This window comes from Leclercia sp. TB492 (assembly GCF_049974505.2).
Taxonomy (GTDB): Bacteria; Pseudomonadota; Gammaproteobacteria; order Enterobacterales; family Enterobacteriaceae; genus Enterobacter; species Enterobacter adecarboxylatus_C.
The window spans coordinates 669369-691713 of the sequence record NZ_CM127572.1 but is presented as its reverse complement, the minus strand read 5'-3'; the positions used below and the strand labels follow the sequence as shown (position 1 = coordinate 691713).

The 22345-nt window shown below is 54.6% G+C and carries 18 protein-coding genes; 7 read left to right on the top strand and 11 right to left on the bottom strand.

What is annotated here, in order from left to right; all coding sequences use genetic code 11:
* Window positions 1-35: 35 nt before the first annotated feature.
* On the bottom strand, window positions 36-854 hold the full coding sequence (gene djlA / locus ACP4QI_RS03250) for a co-chaperone DjlA (RefSeq protein ID WP_032616478.1): 819 nt from the start codon (window positions 852-854) through the stop codon (window positions 36-38).
* Between the two features lie 239 nt (window positions 855-1093).
* Here djlA and lptD point away from each other — a divergent pair, with 239 nt between their 5' ends.
* From lptD to apaH, 6 genes are read left to right on the top strand one after another with little or no spacing between them, the layout of a single operon-like run.
* On the top strand, window positions 1094-3442 hold the full coding sequence (gene lptD / locus ACP4QI_RS03245; protein ID WP_426495539.1) for an LPS assembly protein LptD: 2349 nt from the start codon (window positions 1094-1096) through the stop codon (window positions 3440-3442).
* A 53-nt stretch (window positions 3443-3495) separates the two neighbouring features.
* Window positions 3496-4782: a peptidylprolyl isomerase SurA gene (gene surA / locus ACP4QI_RS03240; RefSeq protein ID WP_156262893.1), complete on the top strand. Its 1287-nt coding sequence runs from the start codon at window positions 3496-3498 to the stop codon at window positions 4780-4782.
* On the top strand, window positions 4782-5768 hold the full coding sequence (gene pdxA / locus ACP4QI_RS03235) for a 4-hydroxythreonine-4-phosphate dehydrogenase PdxA (RefSeq protein WP_426495538.1): 987 nt from the start codon (window positions 4782-4784) through the stop codon (window positions 5766-5768). The genes surA and pdxA overlap by 1 nt, the downstream gene beginning before the upstream one ends.
* Window positions 5765-6586, top strand: a complete 822-nt coding sequence (rsmA, locus tag ACP4QI_RS03230; RefSeq protein WP_142488199.1) for a 16S rRNA (adenine(1518)-N(6)/adenine(1519)-N(6))-dimethyltransferase RsmA — start codon at window positions 5765-5767, stop codon at window positions 6584-6586. The genes pdxA and rsmA overlap by 4 nt, the downstream gene beginning before the upstream one ends.
* Window positions 6587-6589: 3 nt before the next feature.
* Window positions 6590-6967 (top strand): Co2+/Mg2+ efflux protein ApaG, encoded by a 378-nt coding sequence (apaG, locus tag ACP4QI_RS03225; RefSeq protein WP_142488198.1) that lies wholly within the window; start codon window positions 6590-6592, stop codon window positions 6965-6967.
* A gap of 2 nt (window positions 6968-6969) precedes the next feature.
* Complete coding sequence (gene apaH, locus ACP4QI_RS03220; protein ID WP_142488197.1) at window positions 6970-7818, top strand: bis(5'-nucleosyl)-tetraphosphatase (symmetrical) ApaH; 849 nt, start codon at window positions 6970-6972, stop codon at window positions 7816-7818.
* Window positions 7819-7861: 43 nt separating this feature from the next.
* Here apaH and folA read toward each other — a convergent pair whose 3' ends face one another.
* From folA to kefF, 3 genes are all read right to left on the bottom strand, one after another.
* A complete protein-coding gene (gene folA, locus ACP4QI_RS03215) occupies window positions 7862-8341 on the bottom strand; it encodes a type 3 dihydrofolate reductase (RefSeq protein WP_039030411.1) in 480 nt (159 codons plus the stop codon).
* 114 nt (window positions 8342-8455) lie between these two features.
* On the bottom strand, window positions 8456-10321 hold the full coding sequence (gene kefC / locus ACP4QI_RS03210) for a glutathione-regulated potassium-efflux system protein KefC (protein ID WP_426495537.1): 1866 nt from the start codon (window positions 10319-10321) through the stop codon (window positions 8456-8458).
* Window positions 10314-10844 carry a glutathione-regulated potassium-efflux system oxidoreductase KefF gene (gene kefF / locus ACP4QI_RS03205; protein WP_142488195.1) on the bottom strand — a complete coding sequence of 177 codons (531 nt, stop codon included), beginning with the start codon at window positions 10842-10844 and terminating at the stop codon, window positions 10314-10316. The genes kefC and kefF overlap by 8 nt, the downstream gene beginning before the upstream one ends.
* Before the next feature lie 381 nt (window positions 10845-11225).
* Between kefF and ACP4QI_RS03200 the strand changes: the two genes are divergently transcribed.
* Window positions 11226-14051 (top strand): autotransporter family protein, encoded by a 2826-nt coding sequence (locus ACP4QI_RS03200; protein WP_426495536.1) that lies wholly within the window; start codon window positions 11226-11228, stop codon window positions 14049-14051.
* Between the two features lie 51 nt (window positions 14052-14102).
* Here the strand turns inward: ACP4QI_RS03200 and ACP4QI_RS03195 are convergent, their stop codons facing one another.
* The 7 genes from ACP4QI_RS03195 to fkpB all read right to left on the bottom strand — a co-directional run bounded on the left by ACP4QI_RS03195 (window position 14103) and on the right by fkpB (window position 22306).
* A complete protein-coding gene (locus tag ACP4QI_RS03195) occupies window positions 14103-14336 on the bottom strand; it encodes a YgdI/YgdR family lipoprotein (RefSeq protein WP_142488194.1) in 234 nt (77 codons plus the stop codon).
* Between the two features lie 92 nt (window positions 14337-14428).
* Window positions 14429-14917 (bottom strand): toxin-antitoxin system YwqK family antitoxin, encoded by a 489-nt coding sequence (locus tag ACP4QI_RS03190; protein ID WP_142488193.1) that lies wholly within the window; start codon window positions 14915-14917, stop codon window positions 14429-14431.
* A gap of 126 nt (window positions 14918-15043) precedes the next feature.
* Window positions 15044-18268, bottom strand: a complete 3225-nt coding sequence (gene carB, locus ACP4QI_RS03185) for a carbamoyl-phosphate synthase large subunit (protein WP_142488192.1) — start codon at window positions 18266-18268, stop codon at window positions 15044-15046.
* An 18-nt stretch (window positions 18269-18286) separates the two neighbouring features.
* A complete protein-coding gene (gene carA, locus ACP4QI_RS03180) occupies window positions 18287-19435 on the bottom strand; it encodes a glutamine-hydrolyzing carbamoyl-phosphate synthase small subunit (RefSeq protein WP_142488191.1) in 1149 nt (382 codons plus the stop codon).
* Window positions 19436-19890: 455 nt separating this feature from the next.
* Window positions 19891-20712 carry a 4-hydroxy-tetrahydrodipicolinate reductase gene (gene dapB, locus ACP4QI_RS03175; protein ID WP_426495535.1) on the bottom strand — a complete coding sequence of 274 codons (822 nt, stop codon included), beginning with the start codon at window positions 20710-20712 and terminating at the stop codon, window positions 19891-19893.
* A 192-nt stretch (window positions 20713-20904) separates the two neighbouring features.
* The gene (ispH, locus tag ACP4QI_RS03170; RefSeq protein WP_142488189.1) at window positions 20905-21855 is read right to left on the bottom strand and encodes a 4-hydroxy-3-methylbut-2-enyl diphosphate reductase; all 951 of its coding nucleotides are present in this window, start codon (window positions 21853-21855) and stop codon (window positions 20905-20907) included.
* The gene (fkpB, locus tag ACP4QI_RS03165) at window positions 21836-22306 is read right to left on the bottom strand and encodes an FKBP-type peptidyl-prolyl cis-trans isomerase (RefSeq protein WP_142488188.1); all 471 of its coding nucleotides are present in this window, start codon (window positions 22304-22306) and stop codon (window positions 21836-21838) included. The genes ispH and fkpB overlap by 20 nt, the downstream gene beginning before the upstream one ends.
* Window positions 22307-22345: the final 39 nt, after the last annotated feature.

Sequence of the window (22345 nt, the reverse complement as noted above, 5' to 3'; positions counted from 1 at the left end):
TTGCCCGGCGGCGCTTCGCTTGCCGGGCAATCCTCTTACTTGAAGCCCTTCTGCTCTTTAATGAGCTCGTAAGCTTTTTGAATTTCCTGCGCTTTTTGCTTCGCCATCTCCATCATCTCCGGCGGTAACCCTTTTGCCACCAGCTTATCCGGATGATGTTCGCTCATCAGTTTGCGATAGGCGCGCTTAATGGTCGTCGGCTCATCGGTCGGCTTCACGCCCAGCACGTTACAGGCATCTTCCAGGGTAGGGCCACGCTGCGCCTGCTGCCAGCCGCCACCGCCCGCCTGCTGTTGCTGATAGCCGTCGCCAAACTGCGCGCCGCCCTGCATCATGCGCAGAAACTGATCGAACTGGGTACGGGAAATCCCCAGCTCTTCGGCAATCACGTACAGCACCGCACGCTCGTTCGGGTGGAGCGATCCATCGGCAAACGCCGCCTGAATCTGAATCTCCAGAAACATCCGAATTAAGTCGAATCGCCCGAAGCAGATGCTGCGGAACTGGCGCATTTTTTCGCGCAGAGGATAGTTATCCGCCTTGCCGATGCGAAATGCGTGTTGCGCCGCCGCACGGGAGTCGCCGTGCAGGTTCATACGATCCATAAACAGGCTGGCGATATGGATGTCGGCCTCGGTCACCCGCCCTTTCGATTTGGTCAGATGGCCCATCACCTCAAAGGTCGTGGCAAAAAAAAGTGCCTGACGTTCACGCTGGTTGGCAAACCAGGCCATCTTGCGACTTCGAGCTTTATCAAACATATGGCCGATAATCAGCCCCAGAACGATACCCCAGAAGCCCGCGCCCATCAGTAAAGCGAACGCCACGCCGATAATTTTTCCCCAATACTGCATATACTCCCCAAATGGTGATGTATTTGATCCCGCGAACGCCATCATTCCGGTGGCCTGGCCACGGTCAATTGAAGGACATCGCCTATAATTTGCATTATCATACTCGTCATTCAATAACGAGCCTATCACCACGGCTTGTTTACGGGCAGGATTAACGCTGGCACTGTGATGATGAGTAAGATAGTCTCTGACCGTTTGCCAGCGATAAGCCACTGATGACGGAACAATAAATAAAACGTATGAAAAAACGTATCCCCACCCTCCTGGCCACGATGATAGCTACTGCCCTGTACAGCCACCAGGGTATGGCAGCCGATCTCGCCTCGCAATGTCTGCTGGGTGTTCCCAGCTACGATCGCCCGCTGGTTCAGGGTGATACGAACACGCTACCGGTCACCATCACTGCTGACAATGCGAAAGGGAATTATCCTGACGACGCCGTGTTTTCCGGCAATGTGGATATTAACCAGGGCAACAGCCGTTTGCTGGCTGATGAAGTGCAGTTGCACCAGAAACAGCCAGAAGGCGCGGCAGAACCGGTACGAACAGTGGATGCACTGGGTAATGTGCACTATGACGATAATCAGGTCATCCTGAAAGGTCCGAAAGCCTGGTCGAACCTGAACACTAAAGATACCAACGTCTGGGAAGGTGATTACCAGATGGTGGGCCGTCAGGGGCGCGGTAAAGCCGACCTGATGAAACAGCGCGGTGAAAACCGTTATACCATTCTGGAGAATGGGACTTTTACCTCCTGTCTGCCGGGATCTGATACCTGGAGCGTGGTCGGCAGCGAAGTGATCCACGACCGCGAAGAGCAGGTTGCGGAGATCTGGAACGCCCGCTTTAAGCTCGGCCCGGTACCGGTCTTCTATAGCCCGTATCTGCAACTGCCCGTCGGTGATAAGCGTCGTTCGGGCTTCCTGATCCCGAACGCGCAGTACAGTACCTCCAACTATTTCGAATTCTACCTGCCGTATTACTGGAACATCGCGCCCAATATGGACGCCACGATTACGCCGCACTATATCCATAAGCGCGGCAATATCATGTGGGAAAACGAGTTCCGCTATTTGACGCAAGCGGGCTCAGGCCTGATGGAGCTGGACTATCTGCCATCGGACAAAGTCTATGAAGACGAGCATCCCACCGAGGGCGATCGCCACCGCTGGTTGTACTACTGGCAACATGGCGGGGTGATGGATCAGGTCTGGCGTTTTAACGTTAACTACACCAAAGTCAGCGATCCGAACTATTTCAACGACTTCACGTCGAAATACGGCTCCAGCACCGACGGCTACGCCACGCAGATCTTCAGCGCAGGCTATGCCGTTAAAAACTTTGACGCCACGGTGTCCACCCGCCAGTTCCAGGTCTTCAGCAGCCAGAACGCCAGCACCTATGGCGCGGAACCGCAGCTGGACGTCAACTGGTACCAGAATGATGTCGGTCCGTTTGATACCCGCGTTTACGGCCAGGCCGTGCATTTCGTGAATACCAACTCCGATATGCCTGAAGCTACCCGTATCCACCTTGAGCCGACGATCAACCTGCCGGTATCGAACGACTGGGCCAGCCTGGATACTGAAGTCAAGCTGATGGCGACCCACTATCAGCAGGACAATCTGGAAACGTACAACGCCAATAACGGCACCCATCTGGAAGAGTCCGTTAACCGTACGCTGCCGCAGTTTAAAATGGACGGCAAGCTGGTCTTAGAGCGCGACATGAACTGGAGTGAGGGTTACACCCAGACGCTGGAGCCGCGCGCGCAGTACTTGTATGTGCCGTATCGCGATCAGAGTAAAATCAATAACTACGACTCTTCACTGCTGCAATCCGACTATAGCGGTCTGTTCCGCGACCGTACCTATGGCGGCCTGGACCGTATTGCCTCGGCCAACCAGGTCACGACCGGCGTCACAACCCGCGTTTATGATGATGCTTCCGTTGAACGTTTTAATGCTTCTGTGGGTCAAATCTACTACTTCACAGAATCGCGTACTGGCGATGACAACATCAACTGGGAGAAAAGCAACAAAACGGGGTCCCTGGTCTGGGCGGGTGACACCTACTGGCGCATGACCGATCGCTGGGGTCTGCGTGGCGGTGTGCAGTACGATACGCGTCTGGATAACATTGCCACCAGCAGTGCCACCATTGAGTATCGCCGTGATGAAGACCGGCTGGTGCAGCTGAGTTACCGTTACGCCAGCCCGGAGTATATCCAGGCGACACTGCCTAACTTTGCTACGTCCGAACAGACCAAAGAGGGTATTTCGCAGGTGGGCGGTACAGCAAGCTGGCCGATCGCCGATCGCTGGTCGCTCGTCGGGGCGTACTACTTTGATACCAATCAGAGTAAGGCGGCCGATCAGATGCTGGGGCTGCAATACAGCTCCTGCTGTTACGCGATCCGTGTCGGTTACGAGCGTAAGCTGAATGGCTGGGATCCTGACAAAGGTCAGAGTGAATACGATAACGTCATCGGCTTTAACATCGAATTGCGTGGTCTGAGTTCCAACTACGGTCTGGGTACGCAGCAGATGCTGCGCTCACCGATTCTGCCGTACCGTAGTTCCTTGTGATGTAATTGATTTACAACGTAATCCGCATTGCGGTTAATTGATATGGAAAAAGTATGAAGAACTGGAAAACGCTGCTGCTCGGTATCGCTATGGTTGCGAATACCAGTTTCGCGGCCCCACAGGTTGTCGACAAAGTCGCTGCCGTTGTGAACAACGGTGTGGTACTTGAGAGCGACGTTGATGGTTTAATGCAGTCTGTGAAGCTCAACGCGGGTCAGGCAGGTCAGCAACTTCCGGATGATTCCACCCTGCGTCATCAGATCCTTGAACGTCTGATCATGGATCAGATCGTTCTGCAGATGGGTCAGAAGATGGGTGTGAAGATCTCTGATGAGCAGCTCGATCAGGCTATCGCTAACATTGCGAAGCAGAACAACATGTCAGCTGACCAGATGCGCAGCCGTCTGGCCTACGATGGCATCAGCTATTCGACCTACCGTAATCAGATCCGTAAAGAGATGCTGATTTCAGAAGTGCGTAACAACGAAGTGCGTCGTCGCGTAACTATCCTGCCACAGGAAGTGGACTCGCTGGCAAAACAGGTAGGCAATCAGAATGATGCCAGCACTGAACTGAACCTGAGCCACATCCTGATCCCACTTTCAGAAAACCCATCATCTGACCAGGTGGCTGAGGCGGAAAGCCAGGCGCGTTCTATCGTCGATCAGGCGCGTAACGGCGGCGATTTCGGTAAACTGGCTATTACCTATTCGGCTGACCAGCAGGCGCTGAAAGGTGGCCAGATGGGCTGGGGTCGTATTCAGGAGCTGCCTTCTATCTTCGCCCAGGCGCTGAGCACCGCGAAGAAAGGCGATATTGTGGGTCCAATCCGTTCCGGCGTCGGCTTCCATATTCTGAAAGTGAACGATCTGCGCGGCCAGAGCCAGAGCATTTCCGTCACCGAAGTGCATGCTCGCCACATTCTGCTGAAACCTTCCCCTCTGATGAATGACGATCAGGCGCGGGCGAAACTGCAGCAGATTGCCGCCGATATCCGCAGCGGTAAAACCTCCTTCGCCAACGCCGCGAAAGAGTTCTCTCAGGATCCTGGTTCAGCGAATCAGGGCGGCGATCTGGGCTGGGCGGCAGCGGATATTTACGATCCGGCCTTCCGCGATGCGCTGATGAAGATGAACAAAGGTCAGCTGAGCGAACCGGTTCACTCCACCTTCGGCTGGCACCTGATTGAGCTGCTGGACACCCGTAACGTAGATAAAACCGATGCGGCACAGAAAGACCGCGCATACCGCATGCTGTTCAACCGTAAGTTCTCGGAAGAAGCGGCAACCTGGATGCAGGAACAACGCGCCAGCGCTTACGTCAAAGTTCTGAGCAACTAATGAAACAACATCGTGTTGTCATCACTCCCGGCGAACCTGCCGGGATTGGTCCCGATCTGGTCGTCCAGCTTGCCCAGCGCAGCTGGCCTGTCGAGCTGGTGATCTGCGCCGACGCCAGCGTGCTTGAAGCGCGGGCGAAGCTGCTCAACCTGCCGCTCACGCTGCTGCCCTATCAGGCAGAAAATGCTCCCCTTCCCCAGCAAGCGGGCACCCTGACGCTGTTGCCTGTTCCACTGCGCACGCCCGTTGTCCCCGGTCAACTGAGTACCGAAAACGGCCATTATGTGGTGGAAACCCTGGCGCGCGCCTGTGATGGCTGCCTGAGCGGAGAATTTGCAGCACTGATCACCGGGCCGGTGCATAAAGGGGTGATCAACGATGCCGGCGTGGCCTTTACCGGCCATACCGAGTTTTTTGAAGAGCGTTCCCACAGCGCAAAAGTAGTAATGATGCTGGCAACCGAGGAGCTGCGCGTTGCGCTGGCCACCACGCATCTGCCGATCAAAGCGGTTTCCGAGGCCATTACGCCGGATCTGCTGCGCGATGTGATTGTCATCCTGCACCACGACTTACGCACTAAATTCGGTATTGCCGATCCGCACGTGCTGGTGTGTGGCCTGAATCCGCACGCGGGCGAAGGCGGCCACATGGGAACGGAAGAGATCGACACCATCATTCCGGTGCTGGATGAGATGCGGGCCCAGGGGATGAATCTCAGCGGGCCGCTGCCTGCGGATACTCTCTTTCAACCAAAATATCTCGATCATGCAGATGCCGTGCTGGCGATGTACCACGATCAGGGCCTTCCCGTGCTAAAATACCAGGGATTTGGCCGCGGCGTGAACATCACCCTCGGTTTACCCTTTATTCGCACTTCTGTTGACCATGGTACTGCGCTTGATTTAGCGGGCCAGGGGAAAGCAGATGTCGGCAGTTTTATTACGGCGCTTAATCTCGCCATCAAAATGATTGTTAATACTCAATGAATACTCGCGTCCACCAGGGCCATTTAGCCCGTAAACGTTTCGGGCAAAACTTCCTCAACGATCAGTTCGTGATCGAAAGTATTGTTTCGGCTATCAATCCACAAAAAGGCCAGGCGATGGTTGAGATCGGGCCGGGTCTTGCCGCCCTGACCGAGCCGGTTGGCGAGCGTCTGGATGAACTGACCGTCATCGAACTGGACCGCGATCTGGCGGCACGTCTCCAGACGCATCCGTTCCTCGGGCCGAAACTGACGATTTATCAGCAGGATGCCATGACCATGAACTTCGGTGAACTCTCCGAGAAGCTTGGTCAGCCGCTGCGCGTGTTCGGCAACCTGCCGTACAACATCTCCACCCCGCTGATGTTCCATCTGTTTAGCTATACTGATGCCATTGCTGACATGCACTTCATGTTGCAAAAAGAGGTCGTCAACCGACTGGTTGCAGGGCCAAACAGTAAAGCGTATGGTCGTTTAAGCGTGATGGCGCAATACTTCTGCAACGTGATCCCGGTTCTCGAAGTGCCGCCATCTGCCTTCACGCCGCCGCCAAAAGTGGATTCTGCGGTTGTGCGTCTTGTGCCTCACAAAACGAAGCCGTACCCGGTTAAAGAATTGCGCGTGCTGAGCCGTATCACTACAGAAGCCTTTAACCAGCGCCGTAAAACGATTCGTAACAGCCTTGGCAACCTGTTTACTGTTGAAGTGTTAGCTCAGTTGGGTATCGACCCGGCAATGCGTGCGGAAAACATCTCGGTAGAACAGTACTGCAAGCTGGCTAATTACATCAGTGAAAATGCGCCGCCGAAGGAGAGCTAAGCCATGATTGATTCGCCCCGCGTATGTGTTCATGTACAAAGCATCTATATTGAGTCCCAGTCCACCCCGGATGAAGAGCGCTTTGTCTTTGCTTACACTGTAACCATTCGCAACCTGGGGCGGATGCCTGTGCAGCTGCTCGGGCGCTACTGGCTTATCACCAACGGCAACGGTCGTGAAATTGAAGTGCAGGGCGAAGGTGTAGTCGGTGAACAGCCGCACATTGATCCCGGCGAAGAGTATCAGTACACCAGCGGCGCGGTGATCGAAACGCCGCTGGGTACCATGCAGGGCCATTATGAAATGGTCGATGCCGACGGCAATGCATTCCGCATTGCCATTCCTGTTTTCCGTCTGGCTGTTCCAACACTCATTCACTAAACATGTCTACATATCTCATTGGCGATGTTCATGGTTGCTACGATGAACTGATCGCGTTGTTAAAGCAGGTGGATTTTACCCCGGGTACGGACACGCTGTGGCTTACCGGCGATCTCGTTGCGCGTGGCCCTGGCTCGCTGGAAGTGCTGCGTTATGTGAAGTCGCTGGGTGACAGCGTGCGGCTCGTTCTCGGCAATCACGATCTGCATCTGCTGGCGGTCTACGCCGGGATCAGCCGTAATAAACCGAAAGACAGGATCACCCCGCTGCTGGATGCGCCTGACGCCGATGAGCTCATTAACTGGTTGCGTCGCCAGCCGTTGCTGCAGGTCGATGAAGAGAAACAGCTGGTGATGGCGCATGCGGGAATTACGCCGCAGTGGGATCTGCAAACGGCAAAAGAGTGCGCACGTGACGTCGAAGCTGTACTCTCCAGCGACTCTTATCCCTTCTTCCTTGATGCCATGTATGGCGACATGCCCAACAACTGGAGCACGGAACTCAGCGGTGTGGCGCGCCTGCGTTTTATCTCCAACGCCTTCACCCGTATGCGCTATTGCTTCCCGAACGGTCAGCTGGATATGTACTGCAAGGATGTGCCGGAAAACGCGCCGACCCCGCTTAAACCCTGGTTTGCGATCCCCGGACCGGTGACGGATCATTACAGCGTGATCTTTGGTCACTGGGCATCGCTGGAGGGCAAAGGCACGCCTGAGGGCATCTACGGCCTGGATACCGGCTGCTGTTGGGGTGGAGAACTCACCTGTCTGCGCTGGGAAGATAAAGCGTACTTTGTTCAGCCGTCGAACCGGCATCAGGATTTAGGCGAGAATGAAGCGGTAGCGTCGTAGAAGAGAGCTGCACCTCTCCCGTCGGGAAAGGTGCAGAAAAACATTAGCGGCGTTCAAGGATCTCAAAGCAGTAGCTATGCGAATTTTGCGCATCCGCATCGTGGAATTCACTGAATACGGATTCCCACTCGTCAGGATCGTAGTCAGGGAAATGCGTATCCCCTTCCACTTCAGCATCAATGTGTGTCAGATATAATTTCTGCGCTTTCGGCAGAAATTGCTCGTACACACGGCCTCCACCAATCACCATTATCTCTTCGGCATCACCGCAGGCAGCAATGGCTTCGTCAATGGATTTTACCCACTCAACACGCTCATCCGTGCCGGGCTGGCTGCTTATTACGATGTTTTTACGGCCCGGCAATGGACGCCCGATTGACTCCCAGGTCAGGCGACCCATTACTACCGGCTTGTTCAACGTTGTACGTTTAAACCACGCGAGATCGGCAGGCAGATTCCACGGCATGGCGTTTTCCATACCAATCACGCGATCTACCGCAAGCGCCGCAATCAGACTGATCATTGATTATTTCCCGGATGCAAAAAATTGCCGCCACTATACGGAAAGCTTAATCTTTCGTCGACTGGCGGCAGAGTAAAGAACAGGAAATTTTTTATATTTGCTGGCAACCCCTCTTCACGCCAGCGGTTTACTCTCCGGCTCGTCTCCCGGATCGCCGGTATGCTTACCCTCTTCCGTTCCCTGCCAGCCGTGACGCTGGGTCAGCGAGAGATGATTACGATCTTCATTGATGATGTCCATCAGCATGGCGCTGGTGCGTTTAACCACCGCCGCGCGTGACGTGGCATCGTTCTCCGCCATTTCAGCCATCTCCTCAAGCATCTCAATATTAAACCGTCGGAACAGATCTGCCCGCTCCCGGGCCTCATACGCCCCGAGTCCAAGGCTCTCAAGCGCCAGCCGGCCGGATTTCAGCGCCCCTTCAAAGGTTTCACGCTCCGGTGCATCGACACCTGTCTGACGCAGTTTGATGTAATGGTCGATATCGCGCGCGCGGGAGATGATTTTCAGATGCGGGAAATGCGTCTTCGCCAGCTCAACCAGCTGCAGGCTATTCTTCGGATCGTCTATCGCGTTGATCAACACTTCGGCCTTCTGCGCCCCGGCGGACTCCAGTAAATCCACGCGCGTGGCATCGCCGTAAAAGACCTTCATGTCAAACTTACGCAAGGTTTCAATATGGTCGGGATCGTGATCGAGGATGACCATCTTCACGCCACTGGAGAGCAACAAACGGCCGGTAATCTGACCGAAGCGACCAAACCCGGCAATGATCACCCGCGGCTGTTCTTCGTCTATTTCATCCGCCTCGCGCTCCTGTCCGCTGTCGGCCGCTTCCAGGCGGGTCAACACCACCAGCAGCAGCGGCGTCACCGCCATCGAGAGCGCTACCGCCAGCGTCAGCGCCTTAGCCCACTCCGGATCGAGCACGTTCGCCATGCTGGCCGCGCCAAACACCACAAACGCAAACTCACTCCCCTGCCCCAGCAGCACCGCAAACCAGCGGCGCTGTTTCCCGGGCACCTTCAGCGGACGGGCCACCAGCCAGAGCATCACCATCTTAATCACCAGGAAGCCCACCAGCAGAATGGCGATGCGCAGCGGATGGGTTACTAAGGTCCCGAAATCTACGGACATGCCGACGCCGATGAAAAACAGCCCCAGCAGTAGACCTTTGAAAGGCTCGATATCGCTTTCCAGCGCGTGGCGGTATTCCGAACTCGCCAGCAGGACGCCAGCCAGAAACGCGCCCATCGCCATGGAGAGCCCCGCCTCTTCCAGCATCAGGCCAAAGCCGAAGACCAGGAACAAGGCCACGGCGCTGAACACTTCCCGCAGGCCGGAACGGGCGACAAAGCGCAGCAGCGGTCGGCTAACGTACCGGCCAAGCAGGACCACCAGGGTCAGCGCCCCGGCGACCTTTAATGCCGAAAGCGCAAAGGCGCCGAGGGTGGTGGAGGCTCCGGACACGGCCAGCAGCGGGATCATCGCCACCAACGGAATGGCCGCGATATCCTGGAACAGCAGCACCGAAAAGGCGCTGCGTCCCATCTGGGAAACCGTCAGGTTACGCTCGTTCATGGCCTGCATAGCGATAGCCGTGGAGGAGAGAGCCAGGGTCATGCCGATCAGCTCCGCCACCTTCCAGTCCATGCCCAGCAGGATGCAGAATCCGCCCAGCAGCAGTCCACAGGCCAGCATCTGTAGTGCCCCGCCGCCAAATACCGATGCGCGTAGCTTCCACAGACGACGCGGATCCAGCTCGAGGCCGATGACAAACAGCATCAGCACCACACCGATTTCGGCAAAGTGCAGGATCGACTCGGAGTCGGTAACCAGTCGGAATCCCCACGGTCCAATGACGCATCCGGCGATCAGATACCCCAGCACCGAGCCCAGGCCGAGGCGTACCGCAACCGGTACAATCAGCGCCGCGGCGCCTAAATAGATCAGCGCCTGAATCAACGTATGGCTATCCATGGTGCGCCTCCTGCCAGTCGAGTAAACGTTGTTTATAGTGCCGGGCCTGTGCCTGCAGCGTTTCGTCGTCACAGACAAAGGTGCAATGCATGGCAAACGGCGGGAGCCAGTTCAGACCGCAATACAGAGCGGTCGCCTGCAGCGGTTGCGCCAGGACGTCAAAACCGGGGAAGGAGCCGATATCAAAATGGCTTTCGCCGCCACCGGTGGTCACGGCCCACAGCAGGCTTTTCCCTCTGAGGGCCTTGCCGTTATGGCCGTATGCCCAGCCGTGAGAGAACACTTTATCGATCCACAGCTTGAGTAGCGGCGGTGTGCTGTACCACTGCATCGGATGCTGCCAGACGATTAAATCGGCCCTGGCGATCGCCTCCTGTTCGGCAGCGATATCGATATTGAAATCGGGATAGAGCTGATAGAGAGAGCGGATCTCTACGCCCTCAAGCGTCCTTACCTGATCGAGCATTCGCTTATTCGCATGGGAGTGATGCGGATAGGGGTGGGCGTAAATAATAAGTATCATGATTAACCTGATTGCACTGCTTTCTTGTTGTGTCAGTCAGTGTAGACAGGAAAGCGAGGCGTTTGAAGGGCTCTGTGCCGGTGTTGGCGTTAACCGCAACGATTGATAAATGCGTTTACATCAATAATTTATTATTTTTACCGCATATATAAAGCACACAAATAACATTCACCATTGATATTAATAGCCATAAAACATTAAAAAGACAGGGTACTTAAATTGAATTTAATCCATAATCCAAAATCACCTCCAACAAATAAAAGATTTATAATTTAATTATTTAAGCATATATTAGTAAATAAAATCCTAAAAAGCCGTGATTTACAAAAAATCACCTCATTAATAAAATACGCATCCTTTAATTACAAAATGGATGTGGCAATGAAAAGCAAAACCCCGCAATTAAATAAGACAACAAAATCATTAAAAAGTATTTTTCCAGCCTTGTCAGCATTAATTGCATTCACTCCGTTGATGGTATCCGCAGAAATCATAGTTAATGATTCAACGGATGCTGCACAGTTTTTTTCATCAGATAATACCTACATTATTCCTGAGGGTGTCAGTATTACCAATTCCACTACCACGCCTACTGTTACTGTTAGTGGAAATCTAATCGATGGTGTTACGAATGGCGGGAACGTGTCTGGCGTGGGCGACGGAATGTATGTCTTAACAGACTTCCAACCATTTGAATTGACAAACCGACTAAATGCGCTGATCGAATCAACTGCTGCCAACGGAATTACAGTTGGCAGCATAAATGGGGAAATAAATAACGCCGGAAAAATTATTGGCGCAGAGAAGGGCATTAAGGTTCTGGAAACTTCGGAGAGCTTAGGCATCAATAATAGTTCAACAGGTACTATAGAAGGTAAAACAGCGATCTCGGCAGATGCAGGTATCGGAATAATGAACGATGGCATTTTAAAAGGCAGCACCGAGAGTGGAATAGAGCTTAATACCGCAGGTAAAAGCATTCTTAGCAATAACGGGACGATTGAAGGTGCCAAACACGGTATTATCGTCAGCGGAGAGCAAAGACTTAAGGTCGGTAATGCCGGCCTGATAAAAGGTTCAGAAAGCGCCATCACATTTCAGAGTAACCAGAGTAACATGCTGACTCTGCAAACTGGCTCTGAGCTGGATGGCGATGTCATCTCAACGAATTCCAGAACGAATACCTTAATATTAAATGGCCGAGGTACAGAAGACAGCAACTTCCGCGGCCTGAACGCGGGTGACGGCTTTGCTTCGCTGACCATGGACGGTGAAGAGTGGGCACTGACGGGCAATGTCGATGTCATCGGCTCAGGCGACTCGATCAAGGTCAGCAATGGTAAACTGACTCTCGCAGGCGACGTGAAAAATGACGCCGGCAATACCCTGATTTCCAACATCGGCACGATGCAACTGGGCGACGGCGTTAATACTGGCTCGCTGACCGGGACCGTCACCAATAACGGCACCTTTATCTTTAACCAGGGCTCTGATTCCACCTTCGCTTCAGATATCACCGGCAGCGGCAACGTGGAAAAACTCGATGCTAACCTGTTAACACTGACCGGCAACAACACCTACACCGGAAACACCCTTCTGAACAGCGGTACCACGCTGGTAGCCGAAGGCGCAACTCTGGGTGGCGATGGCAACACGGCTACCATCACCGTACAGGATGGCGCAACCTTCGCCAGCGCAGGCACCGTCAATAACAATGTCGATATCCTCAGCGGTGGCGTGCTGGCGTCATGGAATGCCGTGCAGGGGAACAGCGCTTCCAGCTCTTCTACCCTCAACACTATTAACGGCAACGTCACCAACAGCGGCACGCTGCAGATCGCCGGGCTGAACGACAGCGTGGGCAACAGGTTCACCATCAACGGTGACTACACCGGCGTAAGCGGTAGCCTGATCGCCATGAACAGCGTGCTGGGCGATGACAATTCTGCTACCGACCATCTGACCATCACCGGCAACAGCGCGGGTGAATCTGGTATTCGCATCTCCAATATCGGCGGAGCGGGCGCGCAGACCGTCAACGGGATGCAGGTGGTGAGCGTAGGCGGTAACTCCGATGCCGCGTTTTCTCTCTCCAGACCGGTCGTGGTCGGCGCATGGGAATATAGCCTGAACCAGCACGCTGATGGCAACTGGTACCTGGAATCTTTAGATACTACGCCTGCGCCTACACCGGATCCAACACCAGACCCAACACCGGATCCAACGCCAGACCCAACACCAGCTCCAACGCCTTCACCGGCACCGGCACCGGCCAACCTCGCACCTGAAGTGGGCGCCTATTTAGGAAACTACCTCGCCGCCCAGGACATGTTCCTGCATAAACGCGACGATCGCGATCAGCTGACGCTGCGCAATGATGAGGATCTCAACACCTGGATGTACGTCAAAGGCCGCTATCATGAAAATGACGTGGCGGGTGGCAAAGTTAACTATGACACGACTCAGTACGTGATGCAGGTCGGCAGTGATTTCATCAGCAAGAAGATGGACACCGGGGTTCTGCATAGCGGGATGATGTTCGGTGCCGGCCAGGCCAAAACCGACTCGACTTCAACGGGCAGTAAACGTTCTGCGCAGGGTAAAGTGGATGGCGTCAACGTCGGCTTTTACGCTACCTGGCAGGAAGATCAGCAGCTGCGTAAAGGCAGCTACATCGATAGCTGGGCCTCTTTCGGCTGGTATCACAACAAGCTGAGAAGCGATGGTCGCAGCAACGAGTCTTATAACAGCCACGGCTTTGCTGCCTCGCTGGAAGCGGGTCACGCCTGGATTGTTGACTCAGAGAGCGAAAGAACCTGGAAAATCGAACCGCAGATTCAGGCTGTCTATAGCTATCTTGATCAGGAAAATCACACGGACGCTGACGGGGTGCGTATTTCCACCCTCGATAATGACAGCATTCTGGGACGTATGGGTGTAAAAACCAGCTATTTCAACCAGAAAGATGTGCAGGCGTGGCAGCCTTACGTGGCAGTTAACTGGTTGAAAGGTGCCGGGCAGAACGATATCGCCTTCAACGGCGAAGCGTTCAGCAACGATACCCCGGACGATCGCGGTCAGCTGGAGCTGGGCGTTACCGGCAAGCTGAACGAGACCACGCTGATCTCATTGCGTGCCAGCGGCGAATGGGGTGAAAACAGCTACGACGCCTACGGCGGCCATATCCTGCTCAACCATCGTTGGTAATTGCTTTACTACGACAGGAAGTGCAGTGGCGCAGGCCACTGCACTTTTTTATCAGTTATCCAGCTCACCCATAGATTTAACCTGATCGCGGTTAATCTGCTCGGTTTGCCCGGTTTCCGCATTCTCATATGAGACCAGGCCGGTGTCATCATCTACCTGCGGCTTACCATCGGTGATAATGGTTTTACCGTCGGTAGTTTTCACCGCCTGATTAGATGAACACCCTGCCACGGTAAATAAAGTTGCAGCCGCAAAGACAGAAGCCATCAGTAGTTTGTTTTGCATCGTATTCTCCCTGTTGGTCGTCATTTTTATCATCAGGCTAAACTGTAGCGGAATACGCCATACTCAGGGATAAATGCAGAACACTCTGAAGGTTAGCTTTTCTGCGGGAAGCCATCTTTGTAGATCACCGTCTGCACGACTTTACCGCTCGCGTCATAGGTTTTTGCCTCGCCGTTCGCCACACTCTGTTTGAACGTAATGGTCGAACGCAGCTTCCCTTCCTGGGTATAGCCCTGTGACAGCCCTTCCGCCTGACAGTTAACCAGCGGCGTATGGCTTCTGAGAACGCCATTCGGGTAATAGACGTCGATATAGTCGTTAAAGCAACGGTTCTTAATGACGGTCTCAAACTTCTTATTACCATTGTCATACTTCTCGACGAGCTTGCCCTCAGGCACGGTATCAGCCACCTTCACCACCGGCGTGGCTAACTTTTTCTGCGGCTCAAGATCGTCCTTTAAGCCTTTTGCATAGTCGGGGGTCATCCCCATTCCATCTATGGTGTTGGTCACCGACGAGGCAAAATCGGCGCAGCCGGCAAGCAGCACCACCAGAGGTATCAACGTAAGGGCCTGTTTCACAGTGAACTCCTTTTTTTCAGGTTCACCGTAAAGTGCGATGTATGCGGGAGCAGCACAACCGCCAAAATTGGTCGGAAAGGGATAAAAAAACCCGCCGTAGCGGGTTTTAAGAACAATCTGAAGCGATTACTTCGCGATCTGCGCGTGCATCTCCTGCACCGAAATCACCTTCTCGGTGGCATCCGCGTTCAGCGCCATGGCTGTCGCGAAACCGCCGTTCAGGGTGGTGTCGTAGTGCACTTTATACTGCAGCGCGCTGCGGCGAATCAGCTTGGAATCTTCAATCGCCTGACGCCCTTCGGTGGTGTTGATGATGTAGGTGTATTCGCCATTCTTGATACGGTCCTGAATGTGCGGACGACCTTCATGCACCTTATTCACCAGACGCGGGTTGATACCGGCTTCACCCAGTACAATCGCAGTACCGTGGGTCGCATCCAGCTCAAAGCCCTGCTTCAGCAATTTCGCTGCCAGGTCCACTACGCGCTCTTTATCCCCTTCACGCACGGACAGCAGCGCACGACCCTGCTTTTTCATGGTGGAGTTACTGCCCAGCTGCGCTTTAGCGAACGCTTCTGCGAAGGTGCGGCCAACGCCCATCACTTCACCGGTAGAGCGCATTTCTGGCCCTAACAGCGGGTCAACGCCCGGGAATTTGTTGAACGGCAGTACCACCTCTTTCACCGAGTAGTACGGTGGGATGATCTCTTTGGTCACGCCCTGCTGAGCCAGGGTCTGACCCGCCATCACGCGCGCCGCCACTTTCGCCAGCGGAACACCGGTGGCTTTGGAGACGAACGGTACGGTACGCGCCGCACGCGGGTTGACTTCAATCAGGTACACTTCGTTGTCTTTCACCGCAAACTGCACGTTCATCAGACCGCGCACCTGCAACTCGAAGGCCAGTTTCTGTACCTGGTCGCGCATCACGTCCTGAATTTCTTTGCTCAGCGTATAGGCTGGCAGTGAACAGGCGGAGTCACCGGAGTGTACGCCTGCCTGCTCGATGTGCTCCATGATGCCGCCAATCAGCACCATTTCGCCGTCGCAGATGGCATCGACGTCCACTTCCACCGCATCATCCAGGAAGCGGTCCAGCAGCACTGGCGCATCGTTAGAGACGCTGACCGCAGTCTGGAAGTAACGGCGCAGGTCAGCCTCGTCGTAGACGATTTCCATCGCCCGGCCGCCCAGCACGTAAGATGGACGCACTACCAGCGGGTAGGTGATCTCTTTTGCCTTCTCAACCGCCTGCTCAATCGCAGTCACGGTGGCGTTGGCTGGCTGTTTCAGCTTCAGACGGTCAACGGCATGCTGGAAACGCTCGCGGTCTTCAGCGCGGTCAATCGCATCCGGGCTGGTGCCGATTACCGGTACGCCTGCCGCTTCCAGGGCTCGCGCCAGCTTCAGCGGGGTCTGGCCGCCGTACTGCACGATAACGCCTTTTGGCTTCTCGATACGTACGATTTCCAGCACGTCTTCCAGGGTAACCGGCTCGAAGTAGAGGCGGTCGGAAGTGTCGTAGTCAGTAGACACAGTTTCCGGGTTACAGTTGACCATGATGGTCTCGTAACCGTCTTCGCGCAGCGCCAGCGAGGCGTGTACGCAGCAGTAGTCGAACTCAATGCCCTGGCCGATACGGTTTGGACCACCGCCCAGCACCATGATTTTGTCACGGTCAACGGACGGGTTCGCTTCGCACTCGTCTTCATAAGTGGAGTACATGTACGCGGTGTCGGTGGCAAACTCTGCCGCACAGGTGTCCACGCGCTTGTAGACCGGGTGCAGGTTGTACTGGTCACGCAGCTTACGGATTTCCGCTTCGCGCACGCCCGCCAGTTTTGCCAGACGCGCATCGGCAAAGCCTTTACGCTTAAGCATGCGCAGGAAGTCAGCGTCGAGGCCGTTGATACCCAGCTCCGCAACTTTTTCTTCCAGACGCACCAGCTCTTCAATTTGCACCAGGAACCAGCGGTCGATATTGGTCAGGTTGAATACGCCATCGACGGAGAGACCGGCACGGAAGGCGTCGGCGATATACCAGATACGCTCGGCACCGGCGTCTTTCAGCTCGCGACGGATTTTGGTCAGCGCTTCCGGGTCGTCCAGGCTCACTTTCGGGTCGAAACCGGTGGCGCCTACTTCCAGGCCACGCAGAGCTTTCTGCAGGGATTCCTGCTGGGTGCGGCCAATCGCCATCACTTCACCGACGGACTTCATCTGGGTGGTCAGACGGTCGTTCGCACCGGCAAATTTCTCGAAGTTGAAGCGAGGAATTTTGGTCACAACGTAGTCGATAGACGGCTCGAACGAGGCCGGCGTGCGGCCACCGGTGATGTCGTTCATCAGCTCGTCGAGGGTGTAACCCACTGCCAGTTTCGCCGCCACTTTAGCAATCGGGAAGCCGGTCGCTTTCGATGCCAGGGCGGAGGAGCGGGATACACGCGGGTTCATCTCAATAACAATCAGACGACCGTTCTTCGGGTTAACCGAGAACTGAACGTTAGAGCCACCGGTTTCGACGCCAATCTCACGCAGTACCGCCATCGAGGCGTTACGCATGATTTGGTACTCTTTGTCGGTCAGCGTCTGGGCTGGTGCCACGGTGATGGAGTCACCGGTGTGGATGCCCATGGCGTCGAAGTTTTCGATGGAGCAGACGATGATGCAGTTGTCGTTTTTATCACGCACCACTTCCATCTCGTACTCTTTCCAGCCGATCAGCGACTCATCAATCAGCAGCTCTTTGGTTGGGGAGAGGTCCAGACCGCGTTCGCAGATCTCTTCAAACTCTTCGCGGTTATAGGCGATACCGCCGCCAGTGCCGCCCATGGTGAAGGACGGACGGATGATGCACGGATAACCCACGTCAGCGGCAACCGCCAGCGCTTCTTCCATGTTATGGGCGATACCGGAGCGCGCGGTGTCGAGGCCGATTTTCTTCATCGCCACGTCGAAGCGACGGCGGTCTTCCGCTTTATCAATCGCATCGGCGGTCGCGCCAATCATGGTCACGCCGAACTCGGCCAGCACGCCCTGACGCTCCAGCTCCAGCGCGCAGTTCAGCGCCGTCTGGCCGCCCATGGTAGGCAGTACCGCATCAGGACGCTCTTTTTCGATGATCTTACGTACCACTTCCCAGTTAATCGGCTCGATGTAGGTCGCATCGGCCATTTCCGGGTCGGTCATGATGGTTGCCGGGTTGGAGTTCACCAGGATAACGCGGTAACCCTCTTCGCGCAGGGCTTTACACGCCTGAGCGCCGGAGTAGTCGAACTCACAGGCCTGGCCGATAACAATCGGGCCAGCGCCAAGGATCAGGATGCTTTTTATGTCTGTACGTTTTGGCATGGTCTTCTCGGCTCCTGATTATTTAGCGGTCTTACGGTATTGCTCAATGAGTTCGATGAAGTGATCGAACAGCGGCGCGGCATCGTGCGGGCCTGGGCTGGCTTCCGGGTGCCCCTGGAAACTGAACGCCGGTTTGTCGGTACGATGAATCCCCTGCAGGGTGCCATCGAACAGCGACTTGTGCGTTACGCGCAGTGTTGCCGGCATGGAGGCTTCATCCACCGCAAAGCCGTGGTTCTGCGCGGTAATCATCACGGTGTTGTTATCAATATCTTTCACCGGGTGGTTACCACCGTGGTGACCGAACTTCATCTTCACGGTTTTGGCACCGCTCGCCAGCGCCAGCAGCTGATGGCCGAGGCAGATCCCGAAGACCGGAATATCGGTTTCAAGGAAGGTCTTAATCGCGTCGATTGCGTAGTCGCACGGTGCCGGGTCACCCGGGCCGTTGGAAAGGAAGATCCCGTCCGGGTTCATCTTCAGCACGTCGTCTGCCGGGGTTTTCGCCGGCACAACGGTCAGACGGCAGCCACGGTCCACCAGCATGCGCAGGATATTGCGCTTGGCACCGTAATCATACGCCACCACGTGGAACGGCAGCTCGTCTTCTTTTTTCGCTTCCGGCAGCTCACCTGCCAGCGTCCAGCTACCCTGAGTCCAGCTGTAGGCCTCAGCGGTGGTCACTTCTTTTGCCAGATCCATGCCGTTCAGCCCCGGGAAGGCTTTGGCTTTTTCCTGCGCCAGAGCCGCGTCCAGGTTGTCGCCAGCGATGATGCAGCCGTTCTGGGCACCTTTTTCTCGCAGCAGACGCGTCAACTTACGGGTATCGATATCGGCAATTGCCACGATGTTATGGCGTTTCAGGTAGGAAGAGAGGTCTTCGGTATTGCGATAGTTGCTGGCAATCAGCGGCAGGTCGCGAATAATCAGACCTTGTGCATGTACCTGGGAGGACTCTTCATCAGCGGCGTTAGTGCCGACATTACCGATATGGGGATAAGTTAAAGTGACGATTTGGCGGGAATAGGAAGGATCAGTGAGGATTTCTTGATAACCGGTCATTGAAGTATTGAAAACGACTTCCCCAACCGCCGAACCTGTTGCCCCAATGGCCCGACCGATAAACTGGGTTCCGTCTTCCAGAACCAATAGCGCTGACTTAATCAAAACACCCTCCAGAGAATATTCACTCACTTTATTTGCATATTAATTCATAACCGTAGTACGAAGCAATGCAAATCTGCTGCCAGTGGATTTTCGGCAAACGGCGGCATTCTGGAGATTTGGCGGGGGAAAGTCAACTTAAAAAGTGGGTTTTGTTTGTGGTTTTTGCGGCACTGATGAGCAGGAAGGTTGTTAACGGGCAAAAAGATCAACTAAATCACTTAAGAAAACGCTTGCGAGACAGGTTTAGTATAAAGAATTCATCCACAGCCTCAAAAAGTGGACCATTTGGTCAAAATTCACAATATCGAAACAAAAATAATGGAGATAAACCTGATTTATGACCCATCATCATTAAAAAATGAATAAAACGGATAAAATTGAAGGGCAATAAAATATTGCCCTCTGCAATCAACTGTTTATGACTGCAATAACCACATCACGAAGGGTAATCATGATTATAAATCGTTAAGATTGAGCACATCTCGCATGTCAAAAAGACCATCTTTTTTGCCTTTCAACCAAATTGCAGAACGAACTGCCCCATTTGCAAAAGTCATACGGCTGGACGCTTTATGGGTGATTTCAACCCGCTCGCCGATATCGGCAAACATCGCGGTATGTTCGCCTACAATGTCACCCGCACGAACGGTAGCAAACCCAATAGTGCCTGGGACACGTTCTCCCGTATGACCTTCCCGGGTGTAGACCGCACACTCTTTCAGATCCTTATCCATCGCCTGAGCAATCGCCTCGCCCATGGCCAGCGCGGTGCCAGAAGGAGCATCGACTTTATAACGATGATGCGCCTCGATGATTTCGATATCGGTGTAATCCCCCATCACCTTCGCCGCTTTCTCAAGCAGTTTGAGCATGACGTTCACGCCCACGCTGAAGTTCGCTGCAAAGACGATAGCAACCTCGTTGGCGGCATCCTGAATAGCCTGCTTGCCAGCATCATCGAAACCGGTGGTGCCAATAACCATTCCTTTGCCATGCTGACGGCAAAACGCCAGGTGAGTCAGCGTACCTTCAGGACGGGTGAAGTCGATGAAGACATCGAAGTCGTCTTTAACCGCCTCAAGGCTGCTTTGTACGGTGACGCCTGACTTGCCTGCCCCCGCCAGTTCCCCGGCATCGGCCCCCAGCAGCGATGAGCCTTCACGCTCCAGAGCCGCGCCAAGCGTGACGCCATCCATCTGCAATGTCGCCTGAATTAACTGACGGCCCATACGGCCACCCGCGCCAGCAATGGCGACGCGGACCTGTGCATCATGCATAGTTATTCTCTTACGTTAAAATGATGTAAACCGTTTTCAGATTAACCAGCCTCTGTCGATGCCGCTATCCGAAAACGCCAATAATTAGAATTTAATGATAAACAGCGGGAAGTATCAGTAAAAGACATGATTTCGCCGTACAAAGCGGCAAATAAAAAGCCAGCAACGGATGTGCTGGCTTGATTTGGTGGGTTATTCCACTTCCCGGGCGTCGATACGCAACTCTTTCGGCACTTCGAAGACGATATTCTCTTCACGGCCTGCCAGAGGAATAGCTTCCCCGCCGCCCAGCTCCTGCAAACGTGCAATGACGTTCTGTACCAGAATATCCGGAGCGGAGGCACCGGCTGTCACGCCGACGCACTGGGCCTCTTTCACCCAGGCTTCCTGAATATCGGTAGCATCGTCAATCAGGAACGCCGCTTTCCCCATCCGCTGCGCCAGTTCGGCCAGACGGTTGGAGTTCGAGGAGTTTTTCGAGCCGACGACCAGCACCACATCCGCCTGTTCCGCCAGGGCGCGTACGGCTTCCTGACGGTTAGTGGTGGCGTAGCAGATATCGTCTTTGCGCGGGCCGACAATTTTCGGGAAGCGCTTACGCAGCGCATCAATAACGTCAGAGGTGTCATCCACCGAGAGCGTGGTCTGGGTCATAAACGACAGCTTCGCTTCGTTTTTGACGTTCAGCGTCAGCACATCGTCCGGAGACTCCACCAGGTACATCCCCCCTTGCGGGTTGCTGTACTGGCCCATGGTGCCTTCCACTTCCGGGTGACCGGCATGACCAATCAGGATCGACTCTTCGCCGCGACGGCTTGCACGTGCGACTTCCATATGCACTTTGGTGACCAGCGGACAGGTGGCGTCAAAGACGGTCAGATCGCGATTTTTCGCTTCGTTACGCACCGCCTGGGAGACGCCATGTGCGGAGAAGATCAGGATCGCGCCATCCGGCACTTCGTCGATCTGCTCAATAAAGATCGCCCCGCGGGTACGCAGGCTATCCACCACGTAGCGGTTATGCACTACTTCGTGACGGACATAAATCGGCGCGCCATAAAGCTCCAGCGCGTTTTCAACAATGCTGATAGCGCGGTCTACTCCGGCACAGAAACCGCGCGGGTTAGCCAACAGGATCTGCATTCACATCCTCCAGTACCGGGTCAATTTCCAGCACTTCAACATCAAAATGGACGGTACGCCCGGCGAGCGGGTGGTTAAAATCGACGGTAATGGAATCGCCGTTGATTTCACGGATCACGCCAGGCATTTCGCTGCCATCCATAGCGGTAAAGAGCATAATCGCCCCGATTTCCGGTTCGCCCGCATCCATAAATTCACGACGCGAGAAGTACTGGATCAGGTCCGGGCTCGGTACGCCAAACGCGGCATCCGGCTCCAGAGAGAAGGTTTTCTTCTCCCCCTCTTTCAGTCCCAGCAGCTGTTGCTCGAGACCTTCCGACAGAGAGGTGTCGCCAAGACGGAACAGCGCCGGTTTGCCGTTATTGCGGGTGGACTCCGCAGTGGAGCCATCATCAAGTTTCAGCGTGAAATGAACCAGCATCGCGCTGTTGCTCTGTACGGATTTAGACATGCAAATTGCTCGCTTGTTTTGGGTCACCTGTTGCCCGGT